Consider the following 18,221-nt stretch of genomic DNA (forward strand, 5'->3'; position numbering starts at 1 on the left):
TGTGCAGCAAAGCGAAGGACCTTATCATGCCAGAACAAGTCGTTCCAGCGTGATAAGGTCCTTCGCTTTGCCTAGGATGACAGGAGAATTTGCCCCGCTACTTCGCCGCAACGGCTGCCGACTGCAGCTGTACGGTAGCTGGCTTCAGCCCTTTGCCGGAAACCTTCAGCGTCAGCGGGCCGGCTTTACCGGTGGTTTGGACGGTGGCGACGAGCTGGCCGTGGAAGGCGTGCATGTGGGGCTGGTGGAACAGCTCCAGGCTGGTGGCGTCGCCGTTGGCTACGGCCCGGAAGCGGCCGGCCCCCTTCACCTCCATCTGCAGCTCGTTGGTGGCGTCGGGGCAGAGGTTGCCCTGAGCGTCCTCCACGCGGGCCGTCACGTAGGCCAGGTCCTGGCCGTCGGCGGTGAGGGCGGTGCGGTCGGCTACCAGGCGGACGTGGTGGGGCTGGCCGGCGGTGCGCACTTCCTCCTCGGCCACGGCTTTGCCAGCGGCGTCGTAGGCCACTACTTTGATGGAGCCGGGCTGGTACCTCACCTCGTTCCACATCAGGCGGTAGCGCGTCTGAGGTTGGGCGGAGGTGGCTTTGGTCTGCCGGCCCTGGCTTACGCCGTTCACGAACAGCTCGGCCGAGGGGTAGTTGGTGTAGGCGTACACGGGCGTGGTCTGACCTTCGCGGCCGGGCCAGGTCCAGTGCGGCAGCAGGTGCAGCGTGGGCGCAGCCGTGTTCCACTTGGCGCGGTACAGGTAGAACCGGTCCTTGGGCAGGCCGGCCAGGTCCAGAATACCGAAGTAGGAACTGTGCGAGGGCCACACCTCATCATAAGGAGTCGGCTCCCCGAGGTAGTCGAAGCCCGTCCACACGAACTCGCCGATAACGTAGGGCAAATCGTCCTGCTGCACAAATTCCTCGTCCGGCGTCTGCGACCAGACGCAGGCTTCCAGGTCGTACGACGACGACTGGTTGTCGGGATATTTCTTCTGCTTGGCCTTTTCTACCGGGAATTTGTACACGCCCCGGCTGCTCACCGTGGAGGCCGTTTCGGAGCCCAGAATGAAGCCCTGCGGGAGCTTTTCGTTGGCTTGGGCGTAGCGGTGGGGCTTGTAGTTGAAGCCCGCAATGTCGAGCACCGCCGCAAAGTTGTTCTTGAGGGCGTCGTCGATGCGGTCCATGCCCATGGTCACGGGGCGGGTGGGGTCCTCACGGTGCACCACGTCCTGCAGGCGCTTGAGCAGTTTGCCGCCGCCGGGCATGCTTTGGTCGGGCACCTCGTTGCCGATGCTCCACATAATCACCGAGGGGTTGTTGCGGTAGTGGCGCACCAGGTTCACCAAGTCCTTCTCGGCCCACTCGTCAAACAGGCGGTTGTAGCCGTTCTTCACCTTGGGCGTTTTCCACTCGTCAAAGGATTCCAGCATGAGCATGATGCCCATTTCGTCGCAGAGCTGCACCAGCTCCGGAGCGGGCATGTTGTGCGAGGTGCGGATGGCGTCGCAGCCCATGTCCTTGAGCAGTACAATCTGCCGGCGCAAAGCAGCCACGTTGATGGCCGTGCCCAATGGGCCCAGGTCGTGGTGGTTGCACACGCCCTTGAACTTGCGCGGCTGCCCGTTCAGGGAGAAGCCCTTCCCCGCCTCGAATTTGAAGGAGCGGATACCGAAGGGCGTGCGGTACTCATCGGCCAGCCGGTAGGTGGTGTCGGCCTCCGCCTCTTTCACGTAGAGCCGCGAAACGGCCGTGTAGAGCGTGGGCGTTTCCGGGCTCCAGAGCCGGGGTTGTACCACGGTGAAGGCCTGCTCGCAGGTGGGCAGGCCGCTTTCCAGCGGGGTGCTACTGCTGGCTACCACCCGGCCGCTGGCGTCCTGCAACTCGGTGTCGAGGCGCAGGAACAGGGCGTTGCGCAGGGCGCCCCGGCCAATGTGCTCATCCCGGCTGCCTCTTACGCTGATTTTGGCGCCTTCGCGACCAACTACACGGCCGTCGGGCACGGCAATTTCGGTGGTGAGTTTTACCCGGGCGTAATCGGCCGTCACGTCGGGGGTAGTGAGGTAGGTGCCCCACACCGGAATGTGTACCTCGGGCGTCACAATGAGGTGCACGTTGCGGTACAGGCCCGCGCCGGGGTACCAGCGCGACTGTTCCGGCAAGTTCTGCAGGCGCACGGCCAGTATGTTGTCCTTGCCGGGTTGGATGGCTTCGGTGATGTCGACGCTGAAGGAGTTGTAGCCGTAGGCCCAGGTAGCCACTTCCTTGCCGTTCATGAACACGTGGGCGTCACTCATGGCCCCATCGAACACCAGCACCGCCCGCTGCCCGGCCCCGAAGCCCGGCACCTCCAGCTTGCGTCGGTACCAGCCCGTGCCGATGAATGGCAGCCCGCCCGTGCGCCCCGATTTCTGGGTGGCCTGCTTCTCCTGGTTCTGCTCAATCTGCACCGTTTGCAGGTCGTTGTTGCCATCGAAGGGGCCGTAAATGGCCCAGTCGTGGGGCACCTGCACGCGCTGCCACCTAGCATCATTGAACTTGGGATTGGCCGCGTCGGGCTGGTCGCCTTTGCTGAAGCGCCAGTCGGTGGTGAGCAGGTATTCGCGGCGGGTTTGGGCCTGGGCGGCGGGGCCGCTGGTCAGCAGCAGGCCGGTGCCCAGGGTCAGGCCCAGCAGGGCGCGGTAAGAAGAGGTAGAAAACACAGTGCGGAGAGAAGAAAAAACCACGGAAAAAGGAGCTAACAGCAGCAGCTTAGTTGCGCCGACGGACAATTTACTTATCGGCGAAGCGGGCCATTTCGCTGGCGGCCAGCAGGAAAGCGCCCACGCCGAAGTTGGAAGTGGAGTTCTGGTTGACGACCTGGCCGGGAATGGCCTTCTCGCCGATGGGCTGCACGTAGCCAATGGCGCCGTCGGGCTGCAGGGCGGTGGTGGTGAGGTACTGCCAGCCCTTCATAGCCGTGGGCAGGTACTCCTTCTTGCTCAGCACGCCATTATTGATGCCCCAGAGGTAGGCGAAGGTATTGAAGGCGGTGCCGCTGGTTTCGGGGCCGGGGGCATGGGCGGGGTCGAGCAGGCTGCGCGTCCAGTAGCCTTCGGGCTGTTGGGCGGCTTTGAGGGCGGCAGCCAGGCCCCGGAACTTGCTCAGGTATTCGGCGCGGTGCGGGTCGTTCTGGGGAAGGTCCTGCAGCACGCGGGCCAAGCCGGCAAACACCCACCCGTCGCCGCGGGCCCAGAAGTCCTTCTTGCCATTCACCGATTTGTGCTGGGGGTACACGTACTTGGCGTCGCGGTAGTACAGGCCGGTTTCGGCATCGAAGATGAGGCCGTTGGTGTAGCTGAAGTACTCGTGCAGCTTCTGCAGGTACAGCGGGTTGCCGGTGGCTTTGTGCAGCTTGGTCATCACCGGCATTACCATGTAGAGGCCGTCCACCCACCACCAGTAGTCGTTCTTGTCGGTGCTCATCTGGTACTCCATCACCTCGCGGGCCCGGGCAATGCGCTGGGGCTCGGGCTTAAGGGCGTAGAGGTCGGCGTAGGTCTGGAAGCAGATTTGCCAGTCGCCGAACAGCACGAACTCGGGGGCCTCGCCGTAGGGCTTGTACTGCCAGCGGGCCCTGTCGTCGGAGGTGGCGCCCTTCCACTGGTTGTGCACGGCCCAGTCCTCGGAGTACTGGCGGTACTTCTCGTTTTTGGTGGCAGTGTAGGCGGCCATGTTGCCGGTGTGGTAGGCGGCCACGTCCCAGAACGCCCGTTCCTGCGGCGGGTGCGCGGCCTGCCAGTGGTCATTCACCTTGGTAATCAGGGCCAGCACGTCGGCTTTCCTGGGCTGGGATGCGGTGGCGCTGGAAGCCGCCGCAGTTTTCGAGGACGCGCAGCCGGTGGGCAGCGTCAGCAGCAGGGCGGCACCGAGCAGATAGGCGGAGAAACGGGTCATAGAACGGGTAGTTGGGGCCTCACCCCCCGGCCCCCTCTCCAGGGGAGAGGGGGAGCCACGGCGGCGCGGTTCGGGTTTCGTTAAGTTTCTGTTTATCAGCAAGTGGCACCGTCTGTGCACTCTGCCAACTTTCTGCATTTAATAACGTCAGGCTCCCCCTCTCCCCCTGGAGAGGGGGCCGGGGGGTGAGGCACTACGGTTGCACCACGAAGCCACCCCGGGCCGGCACGGTCAGGCGCAGCGTGGGGCCGCTGAGGGAGCGGGAGGCAAATTGGCGGTTGGTTTCACCATCGAGGATGAGCGTACCGGCTTTCAGACCCAGCTTTGCGAGGTCGAGGGTTAGCTCGCGGGGTTGGTCGGTGGCGTTGATGCCGGCCACGTACCAGCGGCCGTCGGGGGCCTGGCGGGCCAGCACGGCGTACTCGCCGGGGAAGCCGTCGAGCAGCTTCACGTCGGCCCAGCCGTTAGGCAGCTGGCGCAGGAAGTTCTGCACGTAGGCCGGCTGCCGGGCCATGCCCTCGTCGGTTTCGGCGTAGTGCTGAATGCCCGACTGGAACAGCACCGACAGGGCCAGCTCGAAGGCATTGGAGGTGCGGCGCTGCTTGCCCGGGATTTCCGAGAAGCACACCGGCGTGAAGTCCATCGGGCCCACGGCGTTGCGGGTGAAGGGCAGCGTGGCGCAGTGGGTAGCTTCCTGGTCGGTATTCGGCTGGTCGAAGGTCAGGAACTCGAAGCCACGCACGGCCTCCATCGTCATCAGGTTGGGGTAGGTGCGCTGCCAGCCGCGCGGGATGGTGGTGCCGTGAAAATTCACCAGCAGCCCGGCCGCGGCAGCATCGGTCAGCAGGTCCTGGTAGTAGTTCATAAACGACTGCCCATCCCCGCCGAAAAAGTCGATTTTGACCCCGGCAATGCCCATCTGCCTGATGCGGGCAAACTCCCGGCGGCGCGTTTCGGGGTCGAAGAGGATGTTCTTGGGCGTCTGCGGGGCTTCGTTCCAGCTGCCGTTGGAGTTGTACCACACCAGCAGGCCCACGTTCTTGCTGCGGGCGTACTGGGCCAGCTCCTGCATCTTGTCGTAGCCGATCTGGGTGTCCCACAACGCATCCACCAGGCAATAGCGCCAGCCCATGCCCGCGGCGTAGTCGATAAAGCGGCGCTGCACCTCGTAGGTGGTGTTCTTATCCCCCAGCAGCACCCACGACCATGAGGCCTTGCCCCCTTCGGCCAGCTTGGCCGCAGCCGATGCCGGAGCGCTCAGGTCCGTGGTCAGGGTCGATTCGACGATGGGCGCCAGCGAGTTGCCCAGCACGATAACCCGCCAAGGCGTGCGCCAGGGCAGGCGGCCTTCGGGCGTTACGGCCGCCTCGGACGTGGTGCGCTCGGTGGGCTGGGCAAAGGCCACGGCGTACTCCCCGTTGGGCGCTTCGTGGGCCAGGTGGGAGCCGCAGTAGTTGCGGCCCATGCCGGCCTCGGTGAGCAGCAGCCAGTGTCCGTTGGCCTGAAACAGCGCCGGAAACGACCACCCCTGCCCCAGCGGCGACGCGGTGCCGGCGGCTATTCCTTTCTGGTAGTATTCCTCGTACGAGGGCTGCGTGTTGGCCCAACCCGTCTGGGCTTTGGCGTGGGGGTGCAGCCAGCCTCTGGCCCCGGCTGGTAGCCGGAACGTGGTAGCCTCCCGCGTGATGCGCTGCACATCCTTGGCCGGACCTTCGAGCAGGTACTGAAACGCCACGCCATCATCGGAAACCTGGAACACCACGCTCAGCTGCGGGCCGCCTTTGCTCTGAAAGCGCACCACACGGCGGTTGGCGCGGTAGCGGCAATGGGCCCGCTTGTCGGTGCTGAGTTGGTAGTCGTCCGTAACAGCTTCCACTTTTTCGGCCTTGTGCAGCGTGAGGCCTTGGCTGAGGTCGGCACCGGCCAGTACCAAGCCCAGGCGCGAGGTGGATAGCACCTCGGCGCGGCCGTAGCGCACGGCGTAGGTGGGCCGGCCCTGGGAATCCACGGCTATGGTGACCTGCACCGCACCGTTGGGACTGCCCACACGCACGGGTGTGGGCGCGGCTGGGCGGGCCAGCACGGCGGCCGTCAGCAAACTCAGCCCCAGGGTAAACAGCAGACGCATTGGTAACGCGGTAGTAAGTTGGAAACGGACTTGGCTAGGGTCGGTACGGTTTACCCAGCACCAATTTGTCGCCCACGGTGCTCACTTCAAACAGGTGCGGCACGCGGTGGTAGTCCCCGTTAATGTCCTTATGGCTGTGCAACGACATCAGCAGCTTGCCATCAAAGGTGCGGAACAGCATGCCGTGGCCGTAGTTGGGCGGGGTAATGGGCTCCGCTTCCTGTGTCCAGGGGCCATCCAAGGTACCGCTTTGGGAATAGGCTACGCCCTGCGTGTATTGGTCGTACACCCAGCTGGTCCAAATCATGCCCAGCCGGCCAGTACCGGTGCGAAACAGGTAGGGACCGTCGGTAACCTTGTTGGGCCGCACCGGGCCGGTGCGCGGGTTTTCCCGGCTCCAGGGGGCTTCGCTGGCCCGAAACAGCACTTTCCCCTTACCCACGGTACCGCTCAGGTCGGGCTTCAGCGCAATCTTCTCCACGGTGCCGTTCTGGTTCTGCAGCCACTCGTGACAGTACACCAAGTAGGGCTTCTGGTCCTTATCCACCCACAGCGTCGCGTCGAGGGTAGGCATGGTGGCGGGCAGGTAAGTGGCGTCGCGCATCGGCACAAACGGACCATCGGGCCGGTTGCCGACCAGCACGTGGCAGGCCCGGCGCTCAATCACCTGGCCCTGCACCGTGTCAATTTTGATGGCCGGGTTGGTGAAGGTAGCGAAGTAGTAATACTTGCCTTTGTAGGGGTGAATTTCGGCCGCCCAAATCATCGGCTTCGGCCCCATCCAGGACGCAGGGTCGGGTTTAGCTACGGTATACGGGCCGCTCCAGCGCTTCAGGTCGGGGCTTTTCCAGAGCAGGCCGCCGGTACCCGTCATATAATACTGGTGGGTTTTCTGGTCGGCCAGGATAAACGGGTCGCTCAGCCGGATAGAATCCAGCGGCAGGTTCTGGCGAACAACCGGCGGTTTGGCCTGCTGGGCCCAGGCCTCGGCCGGAGCCAGCAGGACGGCCAGCACCAGCCATTTCGCACCATTTCGCGTTATACTTCCTCGTTGATATACGGTGTGTATCATCTTCCTTACAGCTTGGCTCCGGTGACTGGCGTTTTCCGGGATGCACCTTTGGGCGCACTCAGGCGGTACAATACCGCGCCGTGCCGCCGCACGTAGGGGGCCAGTTCCCCGCCTTTCACTACCACGCTTTGGCCGCTCCACAAATCCGTGGCCGTGGTGCCGGCGGGCAGACCCAACTCCTTCAGGGCTACCGGTATGCGCACCGAATCGGCGGGTGGGGGTAGCATGGGTTTTTGGGTGAACACGAGGGCCTGGAAAGTACCACCGGTGTTCTGCCCGGCGGCGGCGCGGTCGAGGCCCACGGTGGCCGTGAAACGGGTGCAGCCGGCCGGCACGTCGTACTCGATGATGGAGTTAGCGTGGGTGCCGATGCCGTCGGGGTAGGTCTGCTCCCCTACCCGCAACGCCCCACCCGATACGCTTTTGCCCTGACTGACTTTGCCCCAGCCGGCGGTGGCCTGTAGCCAGGTCAGGCTGCGGAGTGGCAGGGCTTCGGTGCCGCGGTGCAGTTGGGGGTTCAGCCAGTCGGCGTGGTCCCAGGCCGAGCCGTCGCCCCCGTCGCGCACTACCAGGTAGAGTTTATTGGCCCCGTTCAGCTCCACACTCACTTCCTGCTGGGGGTGTTGGCGGGTGATAAGCTCACTACGCCAGGCGGCGGCGTTGGCCGGGGCGGGCTGCTGGTCCTCGGCGTTGAACAGGGCCAGGTACTGGTCGCCGGTGGCGGGGTCGTTGGCGGTCCAGGCTATCAGGTCGCCGCGGCGGAACAGTTGGCGGCCACCGGTGCTGCGCTGGTTTACCTGTAGCACGGCCCGGTTGGTGAGCAGGCTGAGGGTAAACGGGTCGTTGCTGGGCAGGTCGCCGCCAAACATGAGCGGGGAGCGGGCCATGCTCCAGAGCGTCAGCAGGGTGCGTTGCTCGTCGCGGGTGAAGCGGGTCATCCGGTCGTCGCCCCGCTCGGCCCGGATGCCCAGGCGGCCCAGCGGCAGCATGTCGGCGTCGGGCCAGTTGCCGGGGCGACTGTAGGGAGCCCAGCGGTTACACACGTCGAAGTGCTCCTTGAGCTGGTCCCAGCTGTCCCAGAAGTCGCCCACGGTGCGCCACATGTTGGCGTGCTGCTGGGCGTGCGGGGCGTTGGCAATGGGCGTTTCGCCCGGCGACATGCTCAGCACGATGGGGCGGCCGGTGCGGTCAATGGCTTTGCGAATCAGCTCGATTTCACCCGCGTGGTAAGGTTCCGAGAGGTCATCGACCTTCACGAAATCCAGCCCCCAGCCAGCGTACAGCTCAAACAGGGAGTTGTAGTACTCCTGCGCGCCGGGGCGGTCGGCCACCACCGTGTACATGTCGCGCAGCCAGCTGCACTGGCCTTCTTTCGAGTAAATATCGGCGGCCGTGAGCTGGGTGCCTTTGATGGGCAGTTTGCGCAGAACCGCCTGCACCGGCACCCCGCGCATGATGTGGATGCCGAACTTCAGCCCCTTACTATGCAGATAATCAGCCAGGGGCTTGAAACCCTGCCCGCCGGCGGCCGAGGGAAACCGGTTGGGCGCCGGCACGAAGCGGCCGTACGCATCCAGGTTCCAGTCGGGGTTTTGCTCGTTGTAGCCGTGAGCCGTGTCGTTGCCCACGTACCAGCGGATGTCCACCACCACGTACTCCCAGCCGAAGGGCCGCAGGTAGCGGGCCATGTAGTCGGCGTTGGCCTTGGTTTCGGCTTCCGTCACGGTGGGGCCGTAGCAGTCCCAGCTGTTCCAGCCCAGCGGCGGCGTGGCGGCCCAGGTACGGAAGGCGGGTGGCAGGGCTGTTGGCTTGGCCCGTTGCTGGGCGGCAGCCGGGGCCCCGAGCAGCAGGCCGCCCGCCAGCGCGGCAACAAGTGAGGTGGAACGGAAAGGCATGCGGTGGTGGGAGGCGTGGAGAATCGAACAGAGAAAAGGATAAGGCAAGCCGGCAGTTGCAGCGGCAGAAACGACCGGCTATTTCATCTTTACCGGCTGGATACCGGCGTGCGTGGGCACCACTTGCTTGATGCTACCGTCGGGGTTGAACTCCAGTTTGTCGATGCAGACCTCCCGGTTGTAGCCGGCGGCGTCGCCCATGGTAATGCCGTTGGGGAAGGCGAAGCGGTGATACACCAGATACCACTCGTCGCGGCCGGGGATTTGGATGGTGCTGTTGTGGCCGGTACCGTAGATGCCGCTGGCCGCGTCCTTGCTCACTACCAAGTTGTTGGCCGGCACGGTGATGGGGCCGAGCGGCGTGGTGGCCGTGCCGTAGCGCACCCGGTAGTTGGGGCTGCGGGTGTCGTCCTCGCTCCACATGAAGTAGTAGGTGCCGTTGCGGAACAGTACGTGGGCGCCCTCGCGGAAGGTATTGTCGGGCGTGAGCACGCGGGTGGTGCCGGGCTTGAGGCTCATCAGGTCGTCGCCCAGCTCGGCGCCGGCCATATAGCCGTTGCCCCAGTACAGGTAGTTTTTGCCGCTCTGCGGGTCGTGAAATACGGCCGGGTCAATCTGCTGGCCGCCCTTCACGCCCTCGGGCAGCTTGTCGAGCAGGGGCCGGCCGGAGTCCTTGAACGGACCGGTGGGGCTGTCCGAAAACGCCACCCCGATTTTCTGGGCGGCGCAGAAAAAGTAGGCGTAGCGGTAGCCGGTGGCGGTTTTCTGCTCCAGCATGCACGGGGCCCAGGCGTTCTTTTTGGCCCAGCTCACGTCCTTGGGCAAGTCCAGAATCACGCCTTCGTCTTTCCAGTTCACTAAGTCCGAAGAGGAAAACGCCTTGAAGTAGGTGCCCGACCAGCCCGTAAATCCGTCGGAGGTCGGATAGAGGTAGAAACGGCCGGTTTTCTCGGCGTAGATGATAGCCGGATCAGCAAAGTAGCCGCCCAGGGCGGGGTTGTGGGTTTCAGTGGCCGATACGGTGATGGTTTCGGCGGGCCGCTCCCCTACCCGCACGGTGTAGCGCACGGGACCTTTCGAGAAATCTTGCGGGCCGCTAGGCGTGAGCTGCGTGCCGGGAATGGGCCGGAACTGCGGGTCGAGGGCTTTGAGGTTGGTGCCCGGCTTCACGAGGAAGCGCACCTGACGGGCGGCGCTATCTACGGCGGTGTTGTTGGGCCGGATGGCGGGGTTCTGAGCCGTCAGCAGGGGCTCGGTGGCGGGCAGCCAGCGAGCAGCCAGGCGGGCGGCCTCCTGCTCGGTGATGGGCAGCACGGTGCCGTGGCGGGGGTGGAAGTTCATGCTCACCTCGCCATCCACCACCTTAAACGTGCGCAGGTCACTGGTGCGGGTAAACTGGTACTGGCCGCTCATGTACCGGTCGTACATCAGGATGTAGTCGGCGGAGCCGTTGAGCCGGAACGTGCCGGCACCCTCCACCGCATCCTTGGTTTGTTGCACGTACTCGTCGCGCAGCACGTAGCCGCTGGTCAGCTTATCCGACACGGCTACTTTGATGCCGTTGCCCTGGCCCTCGGTTTTGAAGAACAGGTAAAACTTGCCATCCTTGGCTACAATGTCGCCATCAATGCAGGAGCCGTTGGTGGGCGAAAAGAACAGCTGTTTCGGCTCGCCTTCCAGGTCAGTAAAATCCTTATTGGCATAGGCATAGTAGATTTTGTCGGGCTCGTCGCCGTGCTTCAGGGAGAAGTACACCAGGTACTTTCCGGCCTTCGCATCGTAAATGGTTTGCGGAGCCCACACGCGCTGCAGGTTTTCCTGGCCCTTGTAGCGCCGCTGGAAGTTGATGGCGCTGTGCGTCCAGTTCACCAAATCCTTGGACTTGAGCAGCACCATGCCCCGGTTGGAACTCCAGCCCTTGGCCGATACCATGTCGGTAGCCACCAGGTAGAACTGCCCATCGGGTCCGCGCAGAATGTGGGGGTCCCGCACGCCGCCGGTTTCGCTGATGGCGGCCGAGCTGATGACGGGCCGGTTGCCGTTGAGGGCGCGGTAGTGGTAGCCGTCGGGACTGAGGGCAAAGCGGATGGCCTCCTCCTTCTTCTCGTTGCCGGTGAAGTACACAAACAGGTAGGCCGTGGTTTTGGGCGGTTTGGGAACCTTGGCAAAGCCGGGCCCAACCGTTGCCACCCCAAGCAGCAACAGCAGCGCCGCAAGAGCAGTCCGGCGCAGCCAGCCACTGACCGGGGCAGCAAACGGGTTGGAACGAGTACCCCAATGGGCAACGGCAGAAACTAGAGGAGGCAACATGGCGGGTGGAAAATCGGCGGGAAGGAAGCTCCACGAAAAACTGGTTTTTCCAGCCAAAATCCACAACTACGCAACTCGCTGGCGAATTTCTTCCCCTACTTTGACCATTTCGGAGCCGTTAGCTCATACCTTTTTAAACCGTCAAGCTGCGCTTGTCGAAATATCTCTACCGCTTCGTTGTTCGGTAGAGATGCTTCGATAAGCGCAGCATGACGGTCTTCCTCCTTCGCTAGCTCAACCCTACCCCATGATTTTGAAGGCGTACGCCAGCCCGGCCGCCGGGGCCTGGGCAGGCAGCTGCACACGCAAGCCCTGGGCCGTTTGCTCGAAGCTCAGCGGCTGTCTGGCTTGCCCCAGCAACTTCACGCGGCGCACCGGCTGCGGGCGGAGCGAGTTGCCGGTGGCCAGGGAGGTGATGAGCAGCTGCCCATCGGTGGGCCAGCCCAGGGCGGTGGCGTACAGCACGTCGCCCTTGGTGGCGAAGCGGATATCCTGCGCCCCAAAGGCTTTCCCTTTACCCTCGTTGAAGCCCTGGGCGCTGAGGGCTACTGCCTGCGCCTGGGCGGGACCTTCCCCGAATACGCCCCAGGGCCGGGTGCCGTAGATACTTTCCCCATTCACCTGCATCCAGCGCCCGATTTCGGCCACAATGGCCCGCTCCTGCTCGTCGATGGTGCCGTTGCCGCGCACGGGCACGCTCAGCAGCAGATTGCCGTTTTTGCTCACCACGTCTACCAGCGTCTGCACCACGGTTTGGGCGCTTTTGTAGCCGTGCCGGTCGTATACGCCGCGGTTGTAGTGCCACTCGCCCAGGCAGGTGCAGGTTTGCCAGGGCAGCGGCTCGGTCTGCTGGCTTTGGCCCCGCTCAATATCCCACACCAGGCAGCGGCGCTGCGCCTCGGTGAGAATTTTGCCGGTGATGACGGCCTCATTGCGCCCCCGGTGCCGGCGGATGCTGGTGTTGTACTGGTAGGCCGCCAGCCGCAGCCCCACGTCACTGACGGGCCAGAGCGGCAGGGCGGTATCGTCGTAGTACACCAGGTCGGGCTCGTATTTGTCGAGTAGCTCGGCGGTGCGCCGGTAGAACTTCTCGCAGTAGGCCGCGTCGGGTTTGCTCGCCCCGTCGCCCCAGTCCCACTGCTGATGGATGGAGCCGGGGCCGCTGGGCGCGTGATTTTGGGCGTAGAGAGCCTGCGGGTCGAGGCCCTCCCACCACTGGCCTTTGCCCTCGGCGGCGGTGAGGCGGCCATCGTAGGGCACCCCGGCCAATGGGCCGGTTTTATCGGCTTGCCGGGCGGTGTCGTACCAGTTCCAGGCGTGGGCGGCGTGCACGCTTACCCCGAAGCGCAGGCCGTGCTTTTTGGCCGCCTTGGCCCAACCGTCCACCAGGTCCTTTTTCGGGCCGAGGCGGGTGGAGTTCCAAGGCTGGTGGCGGCTGTCGTAGAGGTCGAAGTTGTCGTGGTGGTTGGCCAGGGCCACGAAGTACTGCGCGCCAGCCTGCCGGTAAAAGCCCACCAGCTCCTCGGGGTTCCAGGATTCGGCCTTCCACTCCCGAATAATGTCTTTGAAGCCGACTTTCGACGGGTGGCCGTAGTGCTCCAGGTGCGACTTATACTGCCAGCCGCCCTGCTCGTACATGCCCCGGGCGTACCAGTCGCCCGACTCGGGCTGGCACTGCGGGCCCCAGTGCGCCCACAGCCCAAACTTGGCATCCCGAAACCAATCAGGCACCTGATATTGGGCCAGGGACTCCCAGGTAGGCTCAAAGCGCGGGGCCGTGGCGGCAGCAGCCGGCCGGCTCTGGCCCAGCAGGACACCGGGGAAATAAGCAGCCGGAGCAGCCAGCGCCAGGCTTTTCAGTAGTTCACGACGATTCATGGAAGGAGGGAAAATGGATCGGTGGTGGATATTTGAGCAGCAGCTAGAAGCCTGTCATGCTTCGACTTCGCTCAGCATGACATTGTTTGACAAAGACCAGTAGCAGGCAGTGCGGTGTTACTTCTTCTCTTCTTTCTGCACAGCCGGCTGCGTCACCAGGTCCACGTCCACTACTTTGGCCGGGAACCACACCGTCATTTCACCCTTGCCACGGTTAGCCCAAGCGTAGTACGGAATGGCCGTCAGCGTCTGCGGCACCGTCTGGATGGAGTTGGTGGCCTCATTGACCTGCACGGCAGGCACGGTGGCAGTGAGGGTGGTGACGCCGTTGAGCAGCTCGGGCTGGTAGGTGGCCGTGAACTGCGCCGTGGGCGGCACGATGAGGTTGCTGGCGCGGCCCTGGTTGTCGGTCCACTCGGCGCAGTACATCAGGGGTCCGCGCTGTAGCGCCACTTTGCCCAGGTCATCCTGCACGTGGGGGTTGGCTACCACGCGGCGCACTTCCATGGGCAGCGTCACGGTCACCACGTCGCCCTTGCGCCATTTGCGGGGCAGCACGGCGTAGCCGTTGCGCAGCTGGTATTGCACGGGATGGCCGTTTACTTTCACTTCCACCTTGGCGGCCGAGGGCTGGGCGAAAGTGTAGAGGTTGGTGGGCAGGGCCTCGCCCCGGGCCCAGCCGGGAATGCGGACGAGCAGGTTGAAGTCGGTGGCGCGGGCGGGGTTGACGGTGAACTGCAGGCCGCCGTCCCAGGGGTAGTTATTCTGCTGCACCAACTGCACCCGGTCCTTACCCACTTGCAGGTCGGCGGTGCTGCTCACGAACAGGTTCACAAACACGTCGCGGCCCTGCTGGCCGTACACGTACCCGGGCAAGGCCGGAAACAGGCGGGCCAGGTTGGTGGGGCAGCAGGAGCAGTCGAACCAGCCGGAGCGTTGCGCCTCGGGGTGGGCGTGGTCGGCGGCATTCTTCACCTGCATGGCGTTGGAGTAGAAGAACGATTTGCCATCCAGCCCCACGCCCGAAATCAGGCCGTTATAGAGCACTTTTTCCAGCACGTCGGCGTACTTGGCGTCGCCGTGGAGCTGCCACATGCGCTGCTGCCAGTACACGTCGGCCACGGAGGCGCAGGTTTCGTTGTAGGCCGTGGCGTTGGGCAGCTCGTAGTTCTTGCCGAACCGCTCCCCGTCGGAGGCCGCGCCAGTGCCGCCGGTTACGTACAGCTTCTTACCCACCATGTTCTGCCAAATGGTATCCACGGCCACCAGCAGCGGTTTGTCACCGGTAAGGGCGGCCACGTCGGCCATGGCGGAATACAGGTATTCGGCGCGCACGGCGTGGCCGCTGGCCTCCTTCTGGGCTACCACCGGCTGATGGTCCTGCCAGTAGGCGCCGTTCTTCCACACGTCCTGGCTTTTGGCATCGTAGCCCTTGTACTGACCGCGCTGGTCCAGGAAGAATTTGGCGGTGGCGAGATACTTGGGCTGACCGGTGGCGCGGTAGAGCTTCACCAGGCCCATTTCCACGATTTCGTGGCCGGGGGCTACGGCCCGCTTGCCGGGGCCGAAGGTGGCGCACACCAAATCGGCGTTTTTCAGGGCAATGTTCAGCAGGTTGCGCTTGCCGGTGGCCTCGTAGTGCGCTACGGCGGCCTCATAGAGATGCCCAGCATTGTAGAGCTCATGGCTCAGCTCCCGCTCCTTTTCCCACCGCTCCTCCCCGGCCCAGGCGTGCGGGTGCGCGGGGTCGATGGTACGAGCGGTGTAGAGGTAACCGTCGGGCTCCTGCGCCGCCGCTACTTTCTTAATCAGCTCATCCACGTAGGTATCCAACTTGGCGTCGGGCTCCAGCTGCATCGAGTACGAAGCGCCCTCGATGGTCTTGTAGATGTCGGTGTCGTCGAAGGGGAAGGTGGTGGCAAACTTGCCCGATTTGGCGGCGGCCATTTCGAAGTTTTTCACCCGGTTGGTGGCCTCGCAACGCTGAAACGAGGCCGGAATGGTCACGTCGGTGTTGGTTTTGAGTCGGGGCAGCCAGAAGTTATCGGCCAGCTTCACTTTAGTGAACGACACGGCCTGAATGGGGTAGTCGGCTTTCTGCTGGGCCAGGGAGGCAGAGGCGAGGCTCAGGCCCAGGGCTGTGAGCAGCAAGGGTTTCAGGGGGATGCGGGTAGCAGACATGGGAAGGGCTGATATACCGGATGTGGGGCAAGAACGAAGCAGGTTGATCTGGGCCAGATGCGCAAAAACCGCTCCCCGACCGGCACCCGCCGGCCAGGGTAGGTTCCCACTCCTACCCGACCGGCTGCGGCAGCTGTTTCTTTGTTCGGCGGGGAGCTAGTTTGCAGACCAGTGCCCCGTTGCTGCCGGCGGCGCCGCGCAGTGCGCGGTTTTCTCACCTTTAAATGTAGCCAATGGTCTGCCAACGGCAGACCACGCAAAAATGTAGCAGGCCACAAACCCGCGGCACCCGGCCGGCGATACTATTCCCACACAGTATCGCCGACGCTCGGATAACGACCTGCTTCTCTCAAAGCAAACGGGTCCCCTTCACCCTGGTCGTGCTGATGCAGCGCACCCAAGGCGCCGCGTGGTTTGTGGCCTGCTGAAAGCCGTTGGCAAAGTGGTTAACGGCACTTCGTATCCCGCTCTGCCTATGGCAAAGTTCAGCGCCCTCGGGGCAAAACAGGCGGGACAAATTGAGCGTTTAGCCGGCGCTTTTTCGTCAGCTGGTTGTTTTTCAGCAGATTTTGTAAAGGAACGTCATGCTGAGCGAAGCCGAAGCATCTCTACCTCCTCGTCCGAATCGTTGCAGCGAAGCGGTAGAGATGCTTCGGCTTCGCTCAGCATGACAGGCTAGATTATATGACTAGTCTGCAGATCAGTCCTACTCCCCAAACCGTACCACTTGCTTGCTGCCATCAGCCATTTGCACGGTAATGCTGCGGTAGTCCGAGCTACTCAGGCTGCGCACAGGCAACAGCTCAGCCTTGGTCCACTTCTCACCCGAGCGTTTCCAGAGCAGCAGCGTAGCTAGTAGTGGCCGGCTCGGAGCCGAAGTGCCCACCGCATTGAGCACCGTACTCTGGTTGCTGACGGGGTGCAGGCCGGTGGCGTCCACGGCTTCCACAGAGTCCCAGCCTTGCAGCGGCACCAGGGCCAGCTGGTAGGTACCGTTGTCGAGGAGGTGCACGGTGCGGCCCTGCACGCGGCGGGTGCTGCGGCGCACAGTACCGGTGAGGTTGGGCAGGGCGTAGTGGCCCAGGCGTAGGGGCAGCGTTTCGGTGCTCTGGTTGACATCGAGGCGCAGGATACCGTTGGGCAGGGGCACGTCGGCCAGGCGCAGCTTCACGTTGGGGTTGGTTTCCAGCACGGCGTCGCGGTAGTACACGCCTTCCTCGAAGCGGCGGAAGGTGTACAGGCGCAGCGGCTCCCATTGCCCTTTCTGATTTTTGAACACGTAGTTCATGGCCACCTCGCCGTTGGGGCCGTCGGCCTGCCAGGGGAAGGCCGAGTTGTAGCTCAGGCGGTTGTAGTTCTCGTCGCCGCGGTAGGGGTCGGAGCTGGGCTGGTGGCAGGGGGCGCGCAGCTCGGCCGCACCGGTGTTGGGGTAGTCGGTTACCAGAATGTTGGGGCCGGCCTCGAACTTGTTGAACACCGTGCCGCTGGCCAGGGCCGGCGTGGCCCAGGCACCTTCGTTCTCGGGAGCGGTCCAGAAGGGTGAGTCGGCGGGCACTAGCAGGCCTAGGAAGGCTTTGGCCAGCCAGTACACGCTGCCCCGGCAGCTGTAGGGCTGCACGGCCGGCTCAAAGGCCCCGTAAAAACCCAGCGTGGGCACATTGTCCTGCAGAAAATCGGGGTTCTGCAGAAACTGCAGCATAGCCCCCGAGGCAATGCGCCGCATCCAGCCGAAGTTGGTATCGGCGGCGGGGCGCAGGCCCATCAGCGGGAAGGGCACCACCGCCGCAAACCGGTACGTGATGCTGCGCCCCCACATAATCATGTGCCCGTCGCGCCCGAACTGGTAGGGGTATGTGTCTTTGAGCGGGGCAAAGTTCTCGTCGAGCTGCCGGGCAACCTCGGAGTAGCGCTGCCGGCCGTAGTACTCACTCCACAGCCGACCGTACATCTGAAACGCCCACATGCTGTAATAGTCATAGGTGGGCGCGTCGTTGTACCAGCCCTGGCCGTCGTAGTGGGTCAGCTGCTTTTGCAGGTACTCCTCCAGCAGCTTTTTATTAACCGGGTAGCCCCGGGTATCGAAAAAGCTGAGGATGAAAATGTTGAAGTAACGCCAGTTTTGCGGCACTGTTGGTCCGTCGCCGTAGCTGAGCATGGTGGCGGCCAGCGCGTCTTTGGTGGCCTGGGGCAACGGGTCCCACAGGATTTCGGGCGCGGCAAACAGGGCCACGCCCAGTCCCCCAAACTCCACCAGAACCTGACTGGGGCCGCCATCTTTAGCCCGGGGTTTAATAAAACTGGGGCTGGCGGGGTTCACCAGCTGGCTGAGCTGGTGGCGATAGTAATCGGCTACTTTGATGCCGTTGAGCGTGAGGCCCGGTTCTTCGCGCAGCAGGGGCGCGGCCATAAACAGCGTGCGACACAGACCCTCCAACTTTTCGGTGGGCAACTGGCTGGGGGTGCGGGAGTAGCTTTTGCCCGGCTGCTTCGGAAACTGCATCGGGTCGTCGAGCTTATGCGCGTAGCTGAACGCGCCGCTGAGTAGGTAGCGGGCCGCGTCCTGCCAGTGGCGGCGCGTCATGCCGGTAAACGGGCTCAGCTGCGTATCGGGCTGGTTGATTTCGAACGGGGGCAACTTCTCGGCGGCGGGCGGCACCGAGGGCATGCCCGCGTTGGTGGGCCCGGCCTGTTGGGCCCGGCCCGCCAGCGTCAGGAGCAGCAGCGCGGCGGTGAGGATGGGTTTGAGCACGGAGCGGTGGAAGGAGAATGGATGAGCTGATAAAACCGGCTGTCATCCTGAGCATGTCGCGCATCAAGCGAGGACGAAGGACCTTACC

General features: G+C 63.8%; 9 protein-coding genes. All 9 read right to left on the minus strand.

Going from position 1 to position 18,221, the window contains the following annotated elements:
• Positions 1–97: 97 nt before the first annotated feature.
• The gene (gene galB, locus LF252_RS09990) at positions 98–2,686 is read right to left on the minus strand and encodes a beta-galactosidase GalB (protein WP_226269436.1); all 2,589 of its coding nucleotides are present in this window, start codon (positions 2,684–2,686) and stop codon (positions 98–100) included.
• A gap of 70 nt (positions 2,687–2,756) precedes the next feature.
• Positions 2,757–3,920: a glycoside hydrolase family 88/105 protein gene (locus tag LF252_RS09995; protein ID WP_226269437.1), complete on the minus strand. Its 1,164-nt coding sequence runs from the start codon at positions 3,918–3,920 to the stop codon at positions 2,757–2,759.
• 193 nt (positions 3,921–4,113) lie between these two features.
• Positions 4,114–6,048, minus strand: coding sequence for a glycoside hydrolase family 97 protein (locus tag LF252_RS10000; RefSeq protein WP_226269438.1), 1,935 nt, complete (start codon positions 6,046–6,048; stop codon positions 4,114–4,116).
• Between the two features lie 34 nt (positions 6,049–6,082).
• A complete protein-coding gene (locus LF252_RS10005) occupies positions 6,083–7,120 on the minus strand; it encodes a glycoside hydrolase family 43 protein (RefSeq protein WP_226269439.1) in 1,038 nt (345 codons plus the stop codon).
• Between the two features lie 5 nt (positions 7,121–7,125).
• Entirely contained in the window at positions 7,126–9,015 is a 1,890-nt protein-coding gene (locus LF252_RS10010) for an NPCBM/NEW2 domain-containing protein (RefSeq protein ID WP_226269440.1), read from the minus strand.
• A gap of 78 nt (positions 9,016–9,093) precedes the next feature.
• Positions 9,094–11,325 (minus strand): family 43 glycosylhydrolase, encoded by a 2,232-nt coding sequence (locus tag LF252_RS10015; protein WP_226269441.1) that lies wholly within the window; start codon positions 11,323–11,325, stop codon positions 9,094–9,096.
• 240 nt (positions 11,326–11,565) lie between these two features.
• The gene (locus tag LF252_RS10020; protein WP_226269442.1) at positions 11,566–13,203 is read right to left on the minus strand and encodes an alpha-L-fucosidase; all 1,638 of its coding nucleotides are present in this window, start codon (positions 13,201–13,203) and stop codon (positions 11,566–11,568) included.
• 117 nt (positions 13,204–13,320) lie between these two features.
• The gene (locus LF252_RS10025; RefSeq protein ID WP_226269443.1) at positions 13,321–15,384 is read right to left on the minus strand and encodes a glycoside hydrolase family 127 protein; all 2,064 of its coding nucleotides are present in this window, start codon (positions 15,382–15,384) and stop codon (positions 13,321–13,323) included.
• A 706-nt stretch (positions 15,385–16,090) separates the two neighbouring features.
• Positions 16,091–18,133, minus strand: a complete 2,043-nt coding sequence (locus LF252_RS10030; protein ID WP_226269444.1) for a DUF2264 domain-containing protein — start codon at positions 18,131–18,133, stop codon at positions 16,091–16,093.
• Positions 18,134–18,221 lie beyond the last annotated feature (88 nt).

Source organism: Hymenobacter pini, from assembly GCF_020421205.1.
Lineage (GTDB): Bacteria > Bacteroidota > Bacteroidia > Cytophagales > Hymenobacteraceae > Hymenobacter > Hymenobacter pini.

What these genes read in the sequence shown, in the direction of transcription:
- LF252_RS10020 (WP_226269442.1), bottom strand. Translation starts at nt 13,203, where the DNA reads ATGAATCGTCGTGAACTACTGAAAAGCCTGGCGCTGGCTGCTCCGGCT.
- LF252_RS10000 (WP_226269438.1), bottom strand. Translation starts at nt 6,048, where the DNA reads ATGCGTCTGCTGTTTACCCTGGGGCTGAGTTTGCTGACGGCCGCCGTG.
- LF252_RS10015 (WP_226269441.1), bottom strand. Translation starts at nt 11,325, where the DNA reads ATGTTGCCTCCTCTAGTTTCTGCCGTTGCCCATTGGGGTACTCGTTCC.
- LF252_RS10010 (WP_226269440.1), bottom strand. Translation starts at nt 9,015, where the DNA reads ATGCCTTTCCGTTCCACCTCACTTGTTGCCGCGCTGGCGGGCGGCCTG.
- LF252_RS09995 (WP_226269437.1), bottom strand. Translation starts at nt 3,920, where the DNA reads ATGACCCGTTTCTCCGCCTATCTGCTCGGTGCCGCCCTGCTGCTGACG.
- LF252_RS10005 (WP_226269439.1), bottom strand. Translation starts at nt 7,120, where the DNA reads ATGATACACACCGTATATCAACGAGGAAGTATAACGCGAAATGGTGCG.
- LF252_RS10025 (WP_226269443.1), bottom strand. Translation starts at nt 15,384, where the DNA reads ATGTCTGCTACCCGCATCCCCCTGAAACCCTTGCTGCTCACAGCCCTG.